This is a genomic window from Natrinema hispanicum, assembly GCF_004217335.1.
Taxonomy (GTDB): Archaea; Halobacteriota; Halobacteria; order Halobacteriales; family Natrialbaceae; genus Natrinema; species Natrinema hispanicum.
In genome coordinates, this window is record NZ_SHMP01000011.1 from 31,944 (window position 1) to 49,858 (window position 17,915).

Below are 17,915 nucleotides of genomic sequence, written 5' to 3' on the forward strand. Positions count from 1 at the left end.
AGTGGTGAATGCCCCGAATTCGAAAGAATTGGTGTCGGATTCTAGGCGAGACTCGACAACCGCGAATTATACCAGTTGATGGAATTTGCCGCGGTTCGCGGAGAATTCTCCTATATCTGTCGTGAACAGACGATACATAGCCTGCAAAGTGCATGACGGGGATTCTAACCTCGTCGGGTTTTCTCTCACATAGAAATATAGCGATGATGGTAGTTCAATTGTAGATATTAGAACTCCGCTCCAGTAGATTCGGCTTCATTCAGTTGGTCGTACATCTCCTCTGGGAAGGGGAGACTTCCCCAGATTGAGTATGGACATTGGTCCTGTCCAATACAGTACCGCTGCATGTCGTCGTTGTCGCAGTTCATCGGCAGCGGGATGTCGCCTCCGATCGTGTTAGAAAACTCGTAGCGGATCTGGTAGTCAGTGACTTGTTCATCGTACCATGGCCACCGCGAGAAGACATCCTTGAGATCTGCGACAATCGTCTCGAGGTCGCTGTCCTGATACTGGGGCAGCCACATTACCATCCGGGCGAAGTTGTACAGGTCCTTTCGGACTGGTTTCTTCTCGTGGAGGCGTTCGGCCATGTTCGCCATGCAGGGGAGTTCAAACAGATCCTCGATTGACTCGACAGTGAGTGGCTGGATGCCCCGCGCAGACTCCTGAATTCGATAGTGGTTCGTATTTTCGTGCTGCCGAATGGTCAGGCTCCGGTGGTCGCGCTGGGATGCGAGAAGATTCCCGAGACTCCGGGGACTCGAGATGCGATTACACACGTCTCGTTTCCAGTCCGCTTCTGGATCGTAGGCCTCCACTGCTTCAAACAGCTCCTTCGCCGAGTGGAACTCTCCCAGCGTGGTGACTTCGTCTGGAGCGTCTCGAATCGCATCCCGTAGCACACGGATGGTTCGCTCACCGGGATTCCAGTCTCGCCAGATCCGTTCGTGGTGTCCCGTCTCGATGAAGCGGTCGATGCGTTCTGTAATAGCCGACTCATTCGTCGTCAGCCACATGAGCTGGTCCTCCGTGAGGTTCTCCTCCTGGACTCGCAGGAGCTTCTTGAACGCCCGTCTGGCGTACTCGCGATACTTTGTGTCAAAATCGCCAACTGGCACGTAGAGCCGATTATTCTTAACATGAGTGAGCAGCTCTCCGACTTCGCCTGTCTCAGTGTCGGCGTGAACGAGGCAGTCCCTCGACGCCGCAGCCATCGGTATCTCGAGATATAATCCACCACCTAACTCCGGCATCTCTTTGATTCCTGTACAAACTCGACCAGGGTGTGGACCATCCTCTCCAGGATCTTTCGCGTACAGCACCTCTGCGATATCCTGTTGGAGGCTCCCGTCGCCGAATTCTCGAAGGAGAGAGGCGAGGTTGTTGACGTAGAGCTCGCGAATGTCGTAGAGGACCTGCACCTTCCGCGGCGGAGCGTGCTCGAATTTCGGGTGTGTCTTGACACAGATTGCACTCAACGTCGCGAGCACAGCGAGTGTTCCCGGTTCGTCGACGAAGGGGTCCTCTGCAGTATTGGCCCTGACGTCTTCTTTGAACGCCGCAGTCCCGAATCGGTCGAGGTCGTTCAACAGGTCTTCTGGTTGGTCTTCTCCATCGACGATGTAGCGATTGTAGCCCCGCGTGAACAGCTGGTTGATGCGTGTCGTGCCGTATTCGAGCGGAAGCATCGCAACGCGGTAGGCGGTACGCTCGTCCTCGACAGGCGTCGACTGACTCATGACTGGATGACCTCCGGTGTTGCAGACCGAACGTCGAAGTTCGGGCACTCTATCGGCGTGACGATACTGCAGACGTCAGCGTGCAACGAGTAGGGGAGCCGGGCGACTCGACGACGGTCGGCGGTAACCACTGGATCGATGGGAATCTCGTAAGTGTCTTGCAGAAGGTCGTTCAGCACCTCTCGACTCTTGGCATCATATCGATGGGCAGGGTCGGTATCGAGGAGATAGACGTGAACGCCCTGGCCGCTGTACACAACCATCGTCTCTTCGGCGTTGAAGTCGTCCTCGAAGATATCTCGCACCTCGAACCCGTACTTGATGGCCCGTTCGATATCCGCGAAGGAATATGGGTAGCCTGCTGGGTCGGCTTCGAGAATCCCCGCGGCATCGAGCAGTGCCTCGCTGTCCCCTGCAAGATCTTCGTCCGGTACTGCCTGCATTGCTCGCTCTCGGGCTATTGTTTTCGCGTCGATATCGACGAGGAGCACCCACGGCCGTTCCCAATGATCAAGGGCATAGTACACTGCATCGGGATGCGGATCTGGTTTGTCAAGCAGGTCGGGATCTGCGAGCGCGAAGTCACTCCGTCCGAGCGGGTCATTCCGCGCTGGGTGGCGAATGAACTCGAGGACGTCGTCGAAGTCGTGGAACACTGCTGAGGTCCGCTCTCCGGTGGTGTTCGTCTGCCAGGTGTCTCGTCGGATGAAGTCCTTGTCTGGAACTCTGTCTTTCCGTACCGGGTGAGGTTCTCGAAACGCGAGTGCGTACTGTTTCGGTCCCTCTGCTGTGATGAACGATGGGAGTTCGTCGACGTACGAGGGGAACTCCTCCGTGTAGTACCTGTGAATCTCCTCGCGCGTAGCTTGGCGCCAACTCATGGATTGAACTCCTCATCGAGCTTGTTGAAGCTCCGAATCGTCGTCATCCCTTCTGCGTCGAACGATTCGACGGCTTCCCGAATATCCGAGAATCGACGGGCTGCACGCCCACTCACACTGCTTTCTATCCGGTCAGCCTCTGCGAGCCGATCCAACACCTCGACGGCTGTCTCGCGTCTGTTGAACGCCCAAACAGCGTTTGCGTCCACCGCACTCTGCTTGTCGTAGTCGTCGACCGGCGCGTGTTTGTTGTTGCTCGGGAGTTCCGCTTCACCGGCCCACACGAGTTCTCCGTCAGCATCGAAGGCGGCGACGTCGAACACCGTCTCCTTGTCGTATTCGTAATAGGGTTTGACCTGTACAACGTCGTCGTGGGAGTCTAACCACAGTTCGAGTAACTTCACACCGACCTTGTGCGGCGTCTTCTCTCCGATATCTCCCTGACCAGGTCCAACCTCGAGCTTCTGGCCAAGCAGTTCACGCCCTGCCGGGAGGACGGTGTAGTACTTCCGACTGCAGGCTCGTCCTTCTTCCAGCAGGTCCTGATCGATGAGCCGCTGCACGTCCAGGTCATCAAAGTCGTCCTTGAACAAACTCATGTGATCCAGGAGCGTGTGGTTCGGTGCGTCCCTGTTCATCACGTCGAGGACACGAGTCAAGAACCGGATGTCGTCGTGAGTGAGCCCGCGCCGTCGGAGTTCGCCATCGGAGACGGTCACACCACCTGCCAGTACTGGCGACAATCCGTTTTCGTCGACGGCGTTCGTCTCCGCTTCTGTAGCCGATTCTTCTGACTCTGCAGACCCCATATTCACAAACAGCGAATCAATGGAGTCCGCGTCTTTCTCTTTCTCTTCGTCGGCTGCTGAACCACTAGCTGCCTGTCTGATGAACGCCGATTGTGTCGAGTCCACAGAGCTAGTCGACTCTACGGACGCTGACCGTTCATCGTTCGGTCTACTTCCCCAGCCCTCATCGTCACCGGTCTCCGATTCGCTTTGGCTCTCAGCAAGTCCGTACTGAGTCTGTGTACGCTCCGCCAGCCGTGGAAGGGCCACGGTTTCGAAGTGATCCGCCTGCTCAACAGAGAGCGGCTGGTCGCTTTCTGGATGGCCCGCTGCTATCGGGAGCGGCTTCACCGAGAACGGGGCTGGACCTGTTTCCCCGAATGACGGGCTCGGGAGTTGGACAATCCACTCGCCACTGGGAAGTGTATTAATCCGATTTCGAAGGTCAGTAGGGCTCAGGTCTTCGTGGGCCAACGACTCAGCAAGGTCGCGCTCGATGGAGATGTTCCCGATGAGCTTCGTTTTGATGTTATTCAGGACCTCGTCGTAGGCACGCTCGCTTCGATTCCGGACCTGCCCAGGGAACTGCATCACCAGTCCCATGCTCAGGCCGAACGATCGTCCCTGGGGAAGCAACTGCTCGGAAACGAGTTTCGTTGATGCGACGGGGGCCGCCTCCTCGATGATGAGGTTGGTGAGGTTCTCGTAGTCCGTGTTCCCGTCACGTCGACGCACCTGCACAGCGTCCCAGAGATTACTCAACAGGAGGAGTGTGATCGCTCGCTGTGCCTCCGGACGGAGATCGCCCAAATCGAACAGGATCGTGGCGTCTTCATCGAGGAACTCGCGGAAATCAAAGCGATTGTCGATGTATTCGCCATCATCGCCCTGTTCTGGAACATGACTGAAGATACGTCGCAGATGTGCGTCTTCTCTGAGTTTATCGAGGCGGTTGCCGACGGCATCCATCGATACCTGGAACTGGTGGTCATCCTTCGCGAAGTGCCGCGTGAGCGATTCTTCGACGTTCCTGTTGTCTGCCGAAACTGGTGGAATAGTTCGCTCTTGTTGCATCCGGAGTGCTGCAGCGAAGAGGTCATCAAGACCGAAGACGTTGCTACCGTACTCCTCGTCGAAGAGGGCCTTGATGAGGTAGCTGACGATCTCGTTGGCGACGAACGCCTGTCCGTACTGCTCGCGACCCATAATCATCCGCAGGATGTCGTGGAAGTGGTCGACCTTGTCCTGAATCGCGTCCTCGCGGTTGCGCCCGGCTTCCAGCGCAGGCCGGATGTCGAAGAAAGAGAACGCAGGGACGTTCTCTGGAACGCGGAATTGGTAGACGTCGTCCAACCCGTTGAAGCGTTGGTAGTGGCACCGTAGATAGTTCTTGCACATCCCGTCGCCTTTCGGGTCAACGATGACGACGGGACCACCGGTCGTCTCTCGGAGAGACAGCGCGTCGTTGATGATTGCCTTCGATTTCCCACCGCCAGTTGACGCGAAGCGACCGTAGTGCGTCGTCAACAGATCCGGAGGTACACGGATCGGGTTCGGTCGCGGCTCGCCGTTCTCGTCGAGTGCATATCCAATGGCCATCCCATCTTGGAATTGCTGAATCAGATCCGGGTTAGGCCATGGCAACGGATTCCGACTTTGTTGCTCGGCACGAGTGCCCCGTGTTCCCTCAACCGTCAACTGTTCGGAAGAGGGAACCAACACGAAGTTCGCGAGTTCTGCTCCACAGAGAACCAACTCGGATCGAGTTTTGCCTCGTCCGGTCGTCAGTTCGCGGTTGAGAAGGCGCTGCAGGGCGGCTCGTGCGTTCTTCCGCTTCGTTTTCTCACGGAACCCACTTTCGCGGAGTCGCTTCCCCTCAACCTCGTAGAACGGCCCGTCAAGCGGATCGAACACTGGGAGTAACGAATCCATGCGGGCATCGAGATCGTCACGAGTGTCCTCGGAGGGAACGCCGATCGCACGGATATTGGCCGTGAACGACCGTTTAGCGTTCTTCGCATCGATGAACTCGATTCGTTTCTCGACGGATTCGCTGATCTGTCGTTCGCCCTGGTCGTTCCATTTGTCTTCGATCTCGAGAAACGACCCGAAGACCTCTTGGAAGAACGTATCCCGGCCGTCGACGAGGTCCTCTTTCCGAAGCTCCGCATCGGACTGCCAGCTAGATCGTCGTTGGAAGACGACCTGGAACGCGATCGGCGCTGTCGCCTCTATTAAGTGGTCGATCAGCGACGCGAGCGCTGCGCCGGGTTGGTCGACGGACGGAAAGTCATCGTTCGTCTCCGCCGCTGTGAACGGCGTCAGCGAAGTCATCCAATCCTGCTTTCGAACCGCGGATCCACACCACCGGACCCCAAGCGGAGAGACGGCGTCTTCCGCCGGGCGAGCCAAAATCGTCCCCTCCGGTGTCATCGTCGGCTTCTCAACGGTCGGCCGCTCCCCGTCATCTGGAAGTGCATCGGGCGGAGCGAGTTCGAGGACGGACTCTTTGACGGCAATGTGATGATCCGGTACTGTGGTGGATGTTGTACCGCCGTCGACAATCGGATCTGCTTCCGCTGGCTCGGGATCGGGGTCATCCGCTTCCTCATCGACGAGATCGTACTGTTCCGCCGGACCAAACTCGTACTGAAGTTGTCCGGATTCGTAGTGCTCGACGAATTCCTGCGGTGTGAACTCGACCGGCTGGATGAGACGTGCAGCCACGTCAATGTCGACGCGTTCGATATCGAACGTATCCGGATAGATGGAGCGGAGACGCTTCTCGAGCGTCTCGAGATGCGCATCGGCCCCGTAGAAGAACTCCACGGGGTCGTTCGGACCATCGCTCATTGCGAGGAACTCGAATCGGGGCGGTGTCTCACTGTGGAGCGGATTCAGCTTCGACCGAAGGCCCGATGACCCTGGCGTAGTTAGTTTGTGGAGACTGGCGAGGACACGAGGGATATGCTCCGGATCGAGTCGCTCAGACGTCGGCGTTACGCACAGATACTCAGTCATCGTTGTTTCCCCCCATAGAACCGTCATCTGTCTCGGCCGTGACGATGCCAGTATTGCCGTCGTTTCCAGTTGTTTCTCGGTATTCGAGCTCCGCTTGGAGTTCCTGCACATCAGTATCGGCTGCCTCCTCACCAGCGCCGGGAAGCGAGGAACGCCGCTGCTCGGTCGGGTCGAAGTCGATGACCTGCTTCTCCTTTGGCATCGCCTCCACGGTGATGCCACGCCACTCGCCGTCGACGCCGACGAGTGCCTCTGAGAACCCAGCATCCTCGTTGCCCGGAACTGCATCTTGCACGAACCCCATCTGTGCATAGTTCAGACCGAACTCACTGGCCCACTGTTCGTCCATCCCGTCTAACCGATGGAACTGCTTGACCGCACACTGGTCAAGGATCGCTTCAGACTCTGCGTGCTCGAAGAACTCGTCGACGGTCTGCGTGACCAGCCGGATCGAGAGGTCGTGGTGGCGGTGGTGTCGGAACACCGTCTCGAGGAACGCCAAGCTCGCGGCGTCCTGCATGATGTACCGCGCCTCGTCGATGTAGAACACGACCTCCTTGTCTGAAACTTTGGCCCGCTCGTAGACAAGCGAGATGAGCAACTGCATCGTCAGTGCGGTGCTGCTGTCGACGCTGCCCTCCTGCTGGGCGAGATCGAGGTAGATGACCTTCTCGTCACGGATGTCGAACTCCGACGGGTGTCCGAGATTGGCGTGCCGGCCATCTTCTTCGAAGGGACGAAGCTGATCAAGCAACCACGTCGCGTCGTCTTGGAGCTTCCCCGCTTCTTCGTCAGAGCGCACGACGAACTTCTCTGGGGAGTCGACCATCTCCTCAAAGACGTCCATCATGTCCCGAATGGTCGGGCTCGGGTTGCTGTGTGTCGAGATGTCGTCAGTGATGCCGTTTTGCTTGTAGGCGCGCTTGAGTCCAAGTTCGAGCGTTGTCCGTCGATCTCCCAGTGTGATACCTCGGAGGGCGAAGAAGTTCGTCAGGAAGCTCATCGCATCATCGAGCTTTTCATTGAACGGACTCGCGTCCTCACCCATCGCTCGCTGGACATGCTCAGGCGTCTGGCGAATCTCGAGTGGATTGAGCCCGAGCGTACCACCAACGGTGATCCGCTTTGCATCGAGTGCTTCGGCGACGCCAGCCCAGTTGTTCAACGGCTCGAGAATGATCCCGATACGATCCGAGCGCTGCTCGATCGAGCGGATGAAGTTCTGCTTCGAACTGAACGACTTCCCAGAGCCAGTATCGCCAACGGTGAACATCGCGTACCCGTTATCACGAGCAAATGGATCGATGACGACCGGACTCTGGTTGTCTTTGTGGATCCCGAACTCGACACCGCCCTCCTCGAGGATCGTCGCGTTGTGGGGTGAGGAAAGTAACGCGCCGACAGCACCACCGAGTGCAATGGACTCGCGTCCAAACACATTGTCGCCGATGGGTGCGGCGGACTGGAGTGCGAGATCTTGCCGACAGATCGCCGTCTTCGGCGTGAGATTCGCAGGCTCATCACGAAGCGCGCTTTTGACCGTTTGAACAGCATCTCGAAGCTCGTCTTTCTCGTCGGCACGCACTGTGATGAACAGACCCTGGCTGAAGACCTGCGCTCCGCTCTCGACAGCTCTGTAGGTTGCAGCGGCCTCGTTCGCTCGTTCTTGGAGATAGGCGCTTCGAACACTCTGCTCGAGGTCTGCATCGACCTGGAGATCGTCAGCAATGTCTTGGAGTTCGTTTCGGGCCCGCTCCTGGTTCTTTGGTGTGATATGGGCCGTGAGATCGAACTGGACGTCAGTCATCTCGAAGAGGTCGCTCAGGTAACCATCGTTGGGATAGTCTGGGTAGTCAGCAATATACAGTGTCGACGTCCACTGCTCGCCAACGTGGGCCGCTCGCGTTTCCCACTCGATCGCAGCCGGCGCCGTCACTGTCTTGTGTGACTCGGCGATCTCATCGAGCAGTTGGCCTTCGGCATGCCCTTGCTCGAGGGTGTCCTCATCGAGGACATCCGAAAACTCGACTTCTTCCTCGTCATCGTCGGTATACCAGTCCCAGAGGAGCTTCCCACTGACACCGAGAGCGATAACACCGAGAAGGAAGAGTGCCGCGCCCTCTGCCGAGGTTGGATTCGAGAGCCACTCGATGAGTTGACTAACTGTCCCATCTCCGGTCTGAAGGATCACGTTATGCATCGATCTCATCCTCCCGGTGTGAGTGACCGATGATCGGTTGGTCGCGAATGACACGTTCTGCGTCGTCATAGTCGTGCTCGCGTCCGTTCCAGAAATCCATGTTCAGAACGAACAGCTCGACAGTGCTGAGCCGTCGTGCAGACCAGCCCGACGCTTGCTGGATGAACTCAGAACGAACGTCAGTAACCCGGCTGTCGAGTTTCTCGAACATCTTAGCCCGTCGCTCAACGTCTGTGAGATCCTCACGACGAGTGACGAACGGGTTGAACAGGAACCCGATAACAGGAAATCGTGTGAGTTTCTCGGCGGGCGTTCCCTCGTCGTGGAAGCGGTCATAGACCTCGAGTGGTGTGACTTCGACGCCGATGTAGTAGCGAACCTGCTGGATACCCCGGTCGCGCATCTCGCTTGGCCTCGTTTCCCGGTATTCCTCGAGGAGTTCGCGGAAGATTGGGTTCTCCGTGACGTCTTCATCAGAGAGTCGCTCCTCGATGTTCTCGATGATTTGTTCGACTGGGAACGATCGGGTTGTAGCGTGGAGTTTGAGCTTCGAGTTGAGTTTCTTGTTGGCGAACTCCTCGCCAGCGTCCTGGAGTTGAGCCCAGTCATCGGACATCGCGAAGTCCATGTTCCCGGGATCGATCTCGATGAACGCCTCCATCGCGCCGTCGGCCCGCTGAATCGCGCCAACACCCGGCCATGCTCGCTTGATGTTCGTGAGATCCTGTGTTCGTTCGTCAGGTTTGAACGGCGTGTAGTTGGCAAGCCCGCCTTCGTTTCGTTCTGTCTCAGCTGCGTCTGTTGGCGCACTGAACGTGATCTGGGGCCGTTTGGCGTATCGATAGACGTCTTTTGCCCACGTCCACGCGTTCAGGTGTTGAGGTGAAACGTAGACGATCGCTCCACCAAACCCGAAGCCACCCGCGATGAGTGGGAGGGCAAGGGATTCGATTCCAGTGAGTCCGGCGAGGAATAACCCGATGATTGGGAACCCAATCAGGACGCCAACGTCTCCTTCCTCGATGTTGAGATACGGAATGTGGCTCTTTTCGCCAAATTGATCCATGATACGCCGTGCGGCCGCGTCTGGGTCTGTTGACATCAGTAAATTCCTCGGTCGTACTCCATTCCGTGGTTGGTACTCGATGCCTCTACTGTGGACCCGCCCGGATCATTCTCAGTTCGACGATACGATGGTTTCTCCCCGTCTTCACTTCCGTGTCCACCTCGAGCGGCGGCTTTCTGGGCGACTGCGTGACCGGCTGCGGCTTTCGGTCCCCACCGGGCTGCTGTCGTCGCGACGCCGGCGCCACCGACGTAGGCACCAGCTGCGACTCCGCCGACGAGTGCTGCAGTCTTCGTCGCACCTCCAAGGACCTTCGCAGTCATCGGAGTTGCGTATTTGAACGTCTTCCAAGTCACGTAGAGGGCAACGAATGGAAGCGAAGCAGCGACCAGATATTCGAGAAACAGAGTCTCGGGCGTAAGCCCATTTTCTCCTGTGTAAATAAGGTCGTATCCCTTGAACGTTATCGCTGCAGGAAGTGGTAGAACTGCTAATGGGACGAACCGTTTGCTGAAACCCATCGCAACGTCAGAGAGGACAGGGATATTACCATAAGCGAGGCCGAAGGCAATGGGCATTCCATACAGGTAGACGTAAAGGAGAATTCTTCGGATATAGAACAGCGATTCCAAGACCCACATGGCGGTTCCACCGAGAAGAGCAAAGAGTAGTCCTAACGCTGGATTAGTAATTGTGCCCGCTAAGAACCGTAGCATTGCCGCTGAAAGGGAGGAAAGATCGGGCATGAGGGCGATCGTGAACCCATCAACGAGGAAGAGCGCGAGAGCACCAACCCAATACCATGTGATGATGAGAAACGCACCAACCCAAGCTGTCTTCTTCGTTTTCCGGGCTTCATAGGCACTGCCAATATTGAAGATTCGAATGGTGTGGCGACCTTGAACACTCATTATGAGCAGTAGGAGAGAAATAAGCATGATCTCGCCACCAATCACCCCATCTTGGATTGCTGGCCAAGGAGCATTACTCGGCTCGCCGAAAATGAAAGCACCATCTGTCTGTGGGGTTGGGGTACCAAACATTTCCTCGGTCAGGGTGTTGTACCCCGATCGAAGTCCCTCCATGAACAACCCAATAAACCACTCAACAACACCCTTGAACCCCTCAAGGACGACATCTATTAGGTCCACCATGGTTAGGCCTCCTCGATAGTAACCTCACAATCGCTCATCTCATTAGAACCCGAATACAGAACGTTGTACGCTTTCGAAATCTGACTACCATCTACCTGTGTTTGAACACTAACTGTGAATTGGCCCTCATTTCCATCTGAGGTACAGCCTATGCCGACCTCTGATTCTGAACCAAATGGAAACGAGTTACTGAACAGATCTGCTGTTTCCCCAGGTGAGACGACTACTTGCTCGGTTTCGTACATCCCACTACCTCGAGGATTTTCAATCGGATTTGGGACGCCACCAGAGAACACTAGATTCACGATCACTTCGGGTCCGCTTCCTGTGTTCTCGACTGTGACGAATGCCTCTCCATTCTTTATCCGATCCGTTTCTGTATCTCCGTAGACCTCGTCCCACGGCTTGTCAGGATTATTCCGGTAGAGTCCGACATCACGGATGCGAATGTTAGGCTGAATCTCTTTCGAACGTTCAACCACGGTCTCATCGCCATTGAGTGCAACAACGCTGTACTCTCCCGGCGTATAGGAGGTACCAAGGTCGAACGAAACCTGCTGTGCTCCAGCAGCTACATCGCGCTGCCCGAACAGCTCTCCGTTTGGTTGGATGAGATTGATCTGATCGACATCTGCATCTGCCGAGAGGTCAACAACAAGCGCGGTGCCATCGACAGCAACTCGCTGGATCACACCCTGGCTGTCTGCCGGACTCTTTCCGTTACCAGTGGTGGTGTTCTCATTACTGGTGAGGCAGCCAGCACCGCTTACCAGTGCAGCGCCTGCAACTGTTTGAAGGGCGGTACGTCTGCTGATCTGTGGGGTATCTCGAGTCATGGTTTTCGCTGGAAGATCTCTTCTGGGCCAAGCATCCGCAAGAGTCGCTGTCCCGCATAGAACATCACGAAAAACGGGATGAGGTGCCAGCCGACCTCGAAAAAGAGGGCGAACCAGCCATCGATTGTTCCCAACGGGTGCCAGCGAGCAGTTGCGGTATCACTCACGTATGCGGGGTTATGTCCGATCCACGACCCCGGATGATACCGAGCAGTGTAGATGCCGGGCTGGTCAAGCGTCACGAGAGCGACCCCGGACGCGTTAGTTTCGACACGCTGCTCTGCAATGGTGATGTATCCGTTCCGAGAGTTACCCCCAATCGGGAACCATCGATTCCGATCGGCGAGCGTGATCGGTGCGCCTGTTTTGGCATCCCGGAGTTCGATCCGGAGTGTTGCCTGGGACTGGTTCTGTTCGAGAATCTCGACAGAGAGGTTACTCCGTCGGAGTTGGCGCTCAGAACCCGCATCCTGCTCGTCGATTGAGGCGTTAACGCCTCGAACGATACCTGCAACGTGGAGAGCATCACGGTCGACGCTCTCAGTGCGAACAGCGACACCGTAGGTCGTCGTGTACGACTGGTTTATCACCTCGATGTTGACGTTTTCGCCGATGGTCTCTCCTGGGGCAGGCCGTTCAGTCCCCCATGTATCGATGATTTCTGGCCCGGTTCGCACGGGCTCAGCGCGGGGGCCGATCCGTGACGGGTAGGCGTGTACAGCTACTGGAATCGCATCAGAGTCGACGGCAGTACTATCGGTCCGACTCGAGTGAATGAGCGTGTCCCAGTTAGTGTTCCGTGCAGTGTAAAATCGCCAGACACCACGCACCCTCGACTCACCATCTGCTGTCAGTGTGTATCCCTGCCACGGCCGCGACTGGAAGATGGCAACGCCAGTATCTCCATTAGGATACTCGGCGTAGTAGGGAGACGCCGAGAGATCGTAAATCTCGACGTCGATTGAATCCGAAACGGTGACCGACTCGGTTCGGTAGGAGACACCATCCGTGTTCGGTTAAGGAGCCAAACCGACAGACGCCAGCGTCTTGATGAGGTTATCTTCAGAAACCGCGTAGAGAGAGGTTGTGCTACCTGAACTCTCTCCAACACTCATACGCCGCCGGCTGATTTCCCTCTTTCCCGTAGACCTCGTTGAAGGCATCGCGAGCGAGCGCGATGCCGTCCAACGCCATCGAACGATCGACATCACGATGCTCGTCTGGTCGCTCATCTTGGGCTTCGCCGTGGACGGCGAAACCCGCTCTATCGCCGCGTTTCAGCGGGCCTATCAGACTGCGACTAACCAAACCGTGGCTCGTTCTAGCTTCTACGACCGATTTACGCCGGAACTCCGTAACCTCTTGAGCGACCTCCTCGCGCATGCGCTCGAGGAGGTCGCGGTTCCGCACACCATCGCTCCGCAACTCACCCAGTTCCGCGATACGATGATCGCCGATGCAACCGTGTTCAGGTTGCATCGGCTCCTTACGGCATTTCCAGCAACTCACGAAGACCAATCCGGAGCGCAGCTGTATCTCGTCTACAACGTCACGAGACAGACGCTCGCACAGTTCAAACTCACTGACGAACGAACTCATGAAAGCAGCCAGTTCCGCACGGGGAACTGGCTGCGTGGGCGGCTGTTTCTGTTCGATCTCGGTTTCTACAGCTACCGACGGTTCGCGTTGATCGACGAAAACGATGGTTACTTTGTGAGCCGGTTGAAGACGAACGCCAATCCACGAATCGTCGGCGAGCGACGGAAATGGCGCGGGCGCGCCATTTCCTTGACTGGAACCCATCTCCAAGACCGACTTTCGAAGCTCACGCGCAAGCACATTGATGTGACTGGTGAGTTCGAGTTCAAGCGCCGGAAGTATGGTGAGAGGCAGTCACAGGCTATCGTTGAATTTCGCGTCGTCGGTGTCCGCAACGATGACACCGACGACTACCACCTCTACGTGACGAACCTCCCGGACGAGTTCACCCCAGAGCAAGTAGCAGCCTTGTACAGCCTGCGATGGAAGGTTGAGTTGTTGTTCCGGGAGTTGAAGTCGCGGTATGGACTGGAGAAGTTCGAGACAGGTGATGAAGCGATTGCAGAGTTGCTCGTGACGGCGGCTCTGCTGACGCTTGTGGTCAGCAGAGCCTTGTTAGCGGTGTTTCAGGAGATTGAACCGGACGTAGAGTATCCAGAAGAACGCTGGGCGACGACCTTTCGGTCGGTCGCCCAGCCAGTGCTTGCAGATCTCGGACTTGCTCTGGGCCATCCACCACCGAATCTTCCTGAACTTGTGCGTTGTGAGGCTCGCCAACCAGAGAAATCACGCCTCACCTTGAATAAACGAGTGGCTCAAGCCTTCAAGACGGAGGTCTGGCCTTAACCGAACACAGATGTAGGAGACACGAACATCTGTCTCGTTGCCGCGATCGATTCGTGTGGTCTTCTTTAGCCGCGTATAAATCTCGGCTTCGAGGGAAAGGGTTGTACTCCCGTCATCCTCGAGATTGTAGTCGAGCGTTGGCGTGTGTGAGCCGGCTTCCTTGGCGATGGTCTCATCGCCCGTCTGCAACTGGATATCCTCGATTTCGTGCTCGGTAAGCGACCACTCGATCGTCGTGTTTCCAGAGGTTCTGTCCTCGGGAACGCGAACGCGGTAATCGATGAAACCGCGCATCGTCCCGTTCGGTGCGATGTAGAGCGGGGTCTCGTTGGGCTCGAGATGCCCTCGAGTGGATGGGTGGACGGCGAAGATGGTCGCATGGGCATCCTCGATGAACACGCCGTCCTCGAGAGTTGCATGAGTCGGATAGACGGAGGTCTCTGACCCGCCGGCGTTGAGATCCTCGAAATCGTTCCGGGTCCATGTTGCGGCAGTTTCGGGAGGTCGTTTGAACGTGATGTCCGTTCCGTTGGCGAGTTGGTGAACGGCAGTACGGCTGTCTCCGTATCGCTGGCGGAACGTGTCTTGACCAAGATACTCGTCTGCGTCTCGCGACCAGAGCGTCGCGGATTCGTTTTCAGTGAGTCCGTTTCCTTCGGTTCCCGGTCGCGGTGGATCAGCAGCGACACTACCCGTGGCTAGGCTGGTCACGAACAGCGCAGCGATGAGCACGGAGCGTTCGCAGTGGTGCATGGAACTCGCGATAGGGATGGGCGTGTGATTACCAGGGGACGAAGTTGACACACTCTGCCATCGGAAGTCCCATCATGGATCCAGCAACCGTATACAGAGGGCCGAGAACGACAATAACAACCATGGACTTCATCGCAGAGCGCTTGTGACGCTTGAACGCCTTCTTCTGCTCTGGGTCGAGTACGAATATCTCTACGAGGGTATCAGCCTGCCAGACAACAACAAAACCAACGATACCCAGTGTTGTGGTTAACTGAAAGAACCCCTCAACCATCCCGGGGAGTTTGTCTGTTCCACAGACTGCGTTGTTTTGTGCTGCGGCAGGTTCCACAACGACCAACGTCAGCAGGACAATCGCGATCGCAGTCTGTCTGGGAATTCGGCTGCTCATCGGTCGGTTACGGTCGTGTTCGCTGCTATTCTCATGCTCGGAGGGGATAGGGTCTGGTGACATAGCAGGTTAGTCGTGAGTTGTATTTCCAGCGGTACGCTGGCCCTGTGATTCTTCGACAAGTGACTGAAGATCGGCGTACCGGTTGGTCTTGTCAGCAATCTCGTCTAACGTGTACCCCTGCTCACGAGCTCGCTCGAGGAGCGTACGGAATTCATGTGGATCAACGTCTCGAACGGCCATCTCTTCGCGGAGGGCACGACGATAGAGGGCGGATGCGTTGATATGACTGTTCCACATTAAATACAGGTCATCGATATCTTCGACGGTGACTGACCGTGTAATCATGTGTGATGTGATCGTATTGGTCGACACCGGTTGAGGACCGGTGCATATTGTCTGTATTATTGGGTAGAAAATATATAGTTTATGGTGACCAACACTATAACGGTACAAATTATATCTTAGACAGATACATTGATTGTGGGTAGGCTAAGTTGAATGAACAGTCAGATTTAGAACTCCTCTTTTTGGCTAGAAAGGAAGGCTATTATTCCGCTTTTGGGAGCGCAATCTGAACGAGATTGCCTCGAGGTGAGTTCTCCTCAAAAGAAAGGTCCCCACCGAGTGAATTCACAGCCCACTGCATCACCCAAAGGCCAACGCCAGAGCCATGGTACGTACTGCTAATTTCCGTCTCGTCGTCCAACACGTCAGTCTCAATTTCAGGGATAGACGGTCCATTGTCTGCGATTCGGACAATCCCTTGGTTGGCCTCGGGATCGTCAGTTACCAGTATCGTCACTTCTGGCGTCTCCTGATCGTTATGTCTCACCGCATTATCGATCGCATGCTCGATCGCATGTTTGAGTCCTGTATTCCCGACCACCCAGACATCAGCCGGTGCCTCGACCAGCAGATCGACTGCGGGATAGGTTGACTGGACCGCTGTCGCACATGTTTGAACCAGAGTCCGAAGGTTCGTCGCTTCTCGCTGTGTCGCCTCAGATTCAACGATTTGTTCAATTTCGGTGAGCGAATCGCTCAGTCGCCCGACCTCAGAAGCGATCTCTAAAACCGTCTCCAGTTCCTCCTCGAGTTGATCGTTCTCAATGGCGGCCTTGACCCGATCTGTATATCCCATAAGAATATTCATTTCATTCCGCAGATTGTGACGGATAACGCGGTTCAAGAGCCGAAGAAGTTGCTCACGAGCCTTGTACTTCGTAATATCGTTTACTTCAGCACAGACGTAGACTTCCCCATCCAGTTGTGTTGGTGTAAGATGAACGCGTACCCATCGAGATTCCCCATTTGCACGTTCAATTTTCCATTCGAAGATCTGGGAATTCCCAGCAGCAGCAGCCTGGATTCGATCGAGAGCGTCCGCTTCTGTGTATCTCTGTGAAGAGGGTGTGATGTCCCCCACAGACATGCCTCGAAGTTCGCCTGCGGAATACCCATACAGTTGCTCTAATCGATTGTTCACGTCGAGAATCACACCTGTCTCTGGTTCGTGCAGTGTGACTCCGGCATTCAGACGATCAACGATCGACGGGAGAGATGGGTTCTTGGTTTCCATTATTAGATCATACTTGACCATAGGAAATTCCCTATAATAATAGTATGTTCAAGTGCATTTCACGGAGAATGTCACTACGACTCTCTCGAGACAACACTGCTCGAGGTGACGATCGATCTGCGAAACGATCCAAGACATCGACGATCGGACTTAGCGGAGCAGTGAGCAGTTGTGGAATCACCAAAGACGATTTTATGTAGTTGAGAGCCGCGATAAGATTGATAAATGCTCGCTGAATTTATCTGCCTGTCGCGTTTCCCCCACGCGACAGGATACGCCCCTTACACTGCCGCTCTTGTCCCACCCTGCCCGGCGGCTCTCACCCCGAGCCCATCCGGGCGGGTCAGGATCCTCTTGAAAGGCGTTATATCGAGAGTGAGTAACTACACACTCTCGAGTTGACAGAAATGCCGGCCAAGGGCCAGCATGAGGTTCTCGAAGGCCGGATGGTACTCGAAAGCCAGAGATCGGAGGACGAAACCAGCTGTGGATCTTGTGGAACGTGCCGATCTCGGCTGGCGTGGACAAGTGTTCCCTGACTTGTGATCGAGGAAGGGGCAACGATACAGGGGAGTAGGTTGACCCACCTTGTCCGCGCCAACCCGTCATATGTCCCATAGGAGTATCAACTTGTTCCCCAACTGTACCAAGGCGAGTGCCTACTTGTCTGCGGTCCGATGTGAAACCAACGCTGCTCCTGCTGCTGTCTTCTGATCCTCCTACCCACTCTCAAAAACGGCGATGATTTTGGCGGACTCAACATCATGTGTGAGGAGACGATCGGCGGCCAGCTGCTAAGCGTGTTCGACGAGTTTGGAATCGGCCTGTTCGTAATGAACTGAGAACTCGGTCAATTCGACTGCGACCAGGAGATTCTCTTGTCGATCAGTCAGTACCATCATCGCCGTTGGCCGTCGCTTCAGATATAGACTTCAGCATCTTGCAAAAACGCCGGCCAGAGGCCGACGTTGGCACACTCATGTCCCAGGTAGTGTGTCACTGGTGGGTGATCTGAGATCCTGATGGCACCAGACAGTGGTGGAGCAATCCCAGTTGCGGCGAGGAGCCATGTGTCTCGAATCGATTGCATTCCCTGTCTGGAGATCGATTAGAGCCACA

11 protein-coding genes and 2 pseudogenes are annotated in these 17,915 nt (G+C 55.9%); 1 reads left to right on the forward strand and 12 read right to left on the reverse strand.

The window, feature by feature from the left end; genetic code table 11:
* Positions 1-227: 227 nt before the first annotated feature.
* The 8 genes and pseudogenes from BDK88_RS20705 to BDK88_RS20740 all read right to left on the reverse strand — a co-directional run.
* Positions 228-1,739 (reverse strand): primase-associated protein, encoded by a 1,512-nt coding sequence (locus BDK88_RS20705; protein ID WP_130502012.1) that lies wholly within the window; start codon positions 1,737-1,739, stop codon positions 228-230.
* Complete coding sequence (locus tag BDK88_RS20710) at positions 1,736-2,620, reverse strand: bifunctional DNA primase/polymerase (protein WP_130502013.1); 885 nt, start codon at positions 2,618-2,620, stop codon at positions 1,736-1,738. The genes BDK88_RS20705 and BDK88_RS20710 overlap by 4 nt, the downstream gene beginning before the upstream one ends.
* Positions 2,617-6,429: an ATP-binding protein gene (locus BDK88_RS20715; protein WP_130502014.1), complete on the reverse strand. Its 3,813-nt coding sequence runs from the start codon at positions 6,427-6,429 to the stop codon at positions 2,617-2,619. Before BDK88_RS20715 ends, BDK88_RS20710 begins: the two co-directional genes overlap by 4 nt.
* Positions 6,422-8,629 carry a VirB4 family type IV secretion system protein gene (locus tag BDK88_RS20720; protein WP_130502015.1) on the reverse strand — a complete coding sequence of 736 codons (2,208 nt, stop codon included), beginning with the start codon at positions 8,627-8,629 and terminating at the stop codon, positions 6,422-6,424. The genes BDK88_RS20715 and BDK88_RS20720 overlap by 8 nt, the downstream gene beginning before the upstream one ends.
* A complete protein-coding gene (locus tag BDK88_RS20725; RefSeq protein ID WP_130502016.1) occupies positions 8,622-9,731 on the reverse strand; it encodes a hypothetical protein in 1,110 nt (369 codons plus the stop codon). Before BDK88_RS20725 ends, BDK88_RS20720 begins: the two co-directional genes overlap by 8 nt.
* Positions 9,731-10,849, reverse strand: a complete 1,119-nt coding sequence (locus BDK88_RS20730; protein ID WP_130502017.1) for a hypothetical protein — start codon at positions 10,847-10,849, stop codon at positions 9,731-9,733. Before BDK88_RS20730 ends, BDK88_RS20725 begins: the two co-directional genes overlap by 1 nt.
* 2 nt (positions 10,850-10,851) lie before the next feature.
* A complete protein-coding gene (locus BDK88_RS20735) occupies positions 10,852-11,685 on the reverse strand; it encodes a hypothetical protein (protein WP_130502018.1) in 834 nt (277 codons plus the stop codon).
* Positions 11,682-12,686 (reverse strand): annotated as a pseudogene (locus tag BDK88_RS20740) (hypothetical protein); the annotation flags it as partial. The gene BDK88_RS20735 and the pseudogene BDK88_RS20740, both read right to left, overlap by 4 nt.
* 85 nt (positions 12,687-12,771) lie before the next feature.
* On the opposite strand from BDK88_RS20740, the gene BDK88_RS20745 reads away from it, so the two are divergent.
* Positions 12,772-14,070, forward strand: a complete 1,299-nt coding sequence (locus tag BDK88_RS20745) for an IS4 family transposase (RefSeq protein WP_130500312.1) — start codon at positions 12,772-12,774, stop codon at positions 14,068-14,070.
* 12 nt (positions 14,071-14,082) lie between these two features.
* Here the strand turns inward: BDK88_RS20745 and BDK88_RS20750 are convergent.
* From BDK88_RS20750 to BDK88_RS20765, 4 genes and pseudogenes are all read right to left on the reverse strand, one after another.
* Positions 14,083-14,823: pseudogene (locus tag BDK88_RS20750) on the reverse strand (hypothetical protein); the annotation flags it as partial.
* A gap of 28 nt (positions 14,824-14,851) precedes the next feature.
* On the reverse strand, positions 14,852-15,277 hold the full coding sequence (locus BDK88_RS20755; protein WP_130502019.1) for a hypothetical protein: 426 nt from the start codon (positions 15,275-15,277) through the stop codon (positions 14,852-14,854).
* A gap of 6 nt (positions 15,278-15,283) precedes the next feature.
* Positions 15,284-15,562 (reverse strand): hypothetical protein, encoded by a 279-nt coding sequence (locus BDK88_RS20760; protein WP_130502020.1) that lies wholly within the window; start codon positions 15,560-15,562, stop codon positions 15,284-15,286.
* 202 nt (positions 15,563-15,764) lie between these two features.
* Positions 15,765-16,796 carry a PAS domain S-box protein gene (locus tag BDK88_RS20765; protein WP_130502021.1) on the reverse strand — a complete coding sequence of 344 codons (1,032 nt, stop codon included), beginning with the start codon at positions 16,794-16,796 and terminating at the stop codon, positions 15,765-15,767.
* Between the last annotated feature and the right edge of the window lie 1,119 nt (positions 16,797-17,915).

What these genes read in the sequence shown, in the direction of transcription:
- BDK88_RS20735 (WP_130502018.1), bottom strand. Translation starts at nt 11,685, where the DNA reads ATGACTCGAGATACCCCACAGATCAGCAGACGTACCGCCCTTCAAACA.
- BDK88_RS20715 (WP_130502014.1), bottom strand. Translation starts at nt 6,429, where the DNA reads ATGACTGAGTATCTGTGCGTAACGCCGACGTCTGAGCGACTCGATCCG.
- BDK88_RS20730 (WP_130502017.1), bottom strand. Translation starts at nt 10,849, where the DNA reads ATGGTGGACCTAATAGATGTCGTCCTTGAGGGGTTCAAGGGTGTTGTT.
- BDK88_RS20760 (WP_130502020.1), bottom strand. Translation starts at nt 15,562, where the DNA reads ATGATTACACGGTCAGTCACCGTCGAAGATATCGATGACCTGTATTTA.
- BDK88_RS20765 (WP_130502021.1), bottom strand. Translation starts at nt 16,796, where the DNA reads ATGGAAACCAAGAACCCATCTCTCCCGTCGATCGTTGATCGTCTGAAT.
- BDK88_RS20720 (WP_130502015.1), bottom strand. Translation starts at nt 8,629, where the DNA reads ATGCATAACGTGATCCTTCAGACCGGAGATGGGACAGTTAGTCAACTC.
- BDK88_RS20725 (WP_130502016.1), bottom strand. Translation starts at nt 9,731, where the DNA reads ATGTCAACAGACCCAGACGCGGCCGCACGGCGTATCATGGATCAATTT.
- BDK88_RS20755 (WP_130502019.1), bottom strand. Translation starts at nt 15,277, where the DNA reads ATGTCACCAGACCCTATCCCCTCCGAGCATGAGAATAGCAGCGAACAC.
- BDK88_RS20705 (WP_130502012.1), bottom strand. Translation starts at nt 1,739, where the DNA reads ATGAGTCAGTCGACGCCTGTCGAGGACGAGCGTACCGCCTACCGCGTT.
- BDK88_RS20710 (WP_130502013.1), bottom strand. Translation starts at nt 2,620, where the DNA reads ATGAGTTGGCGCCAAGCTACGCGCGAGGAGATTCACAGGTACTACACG.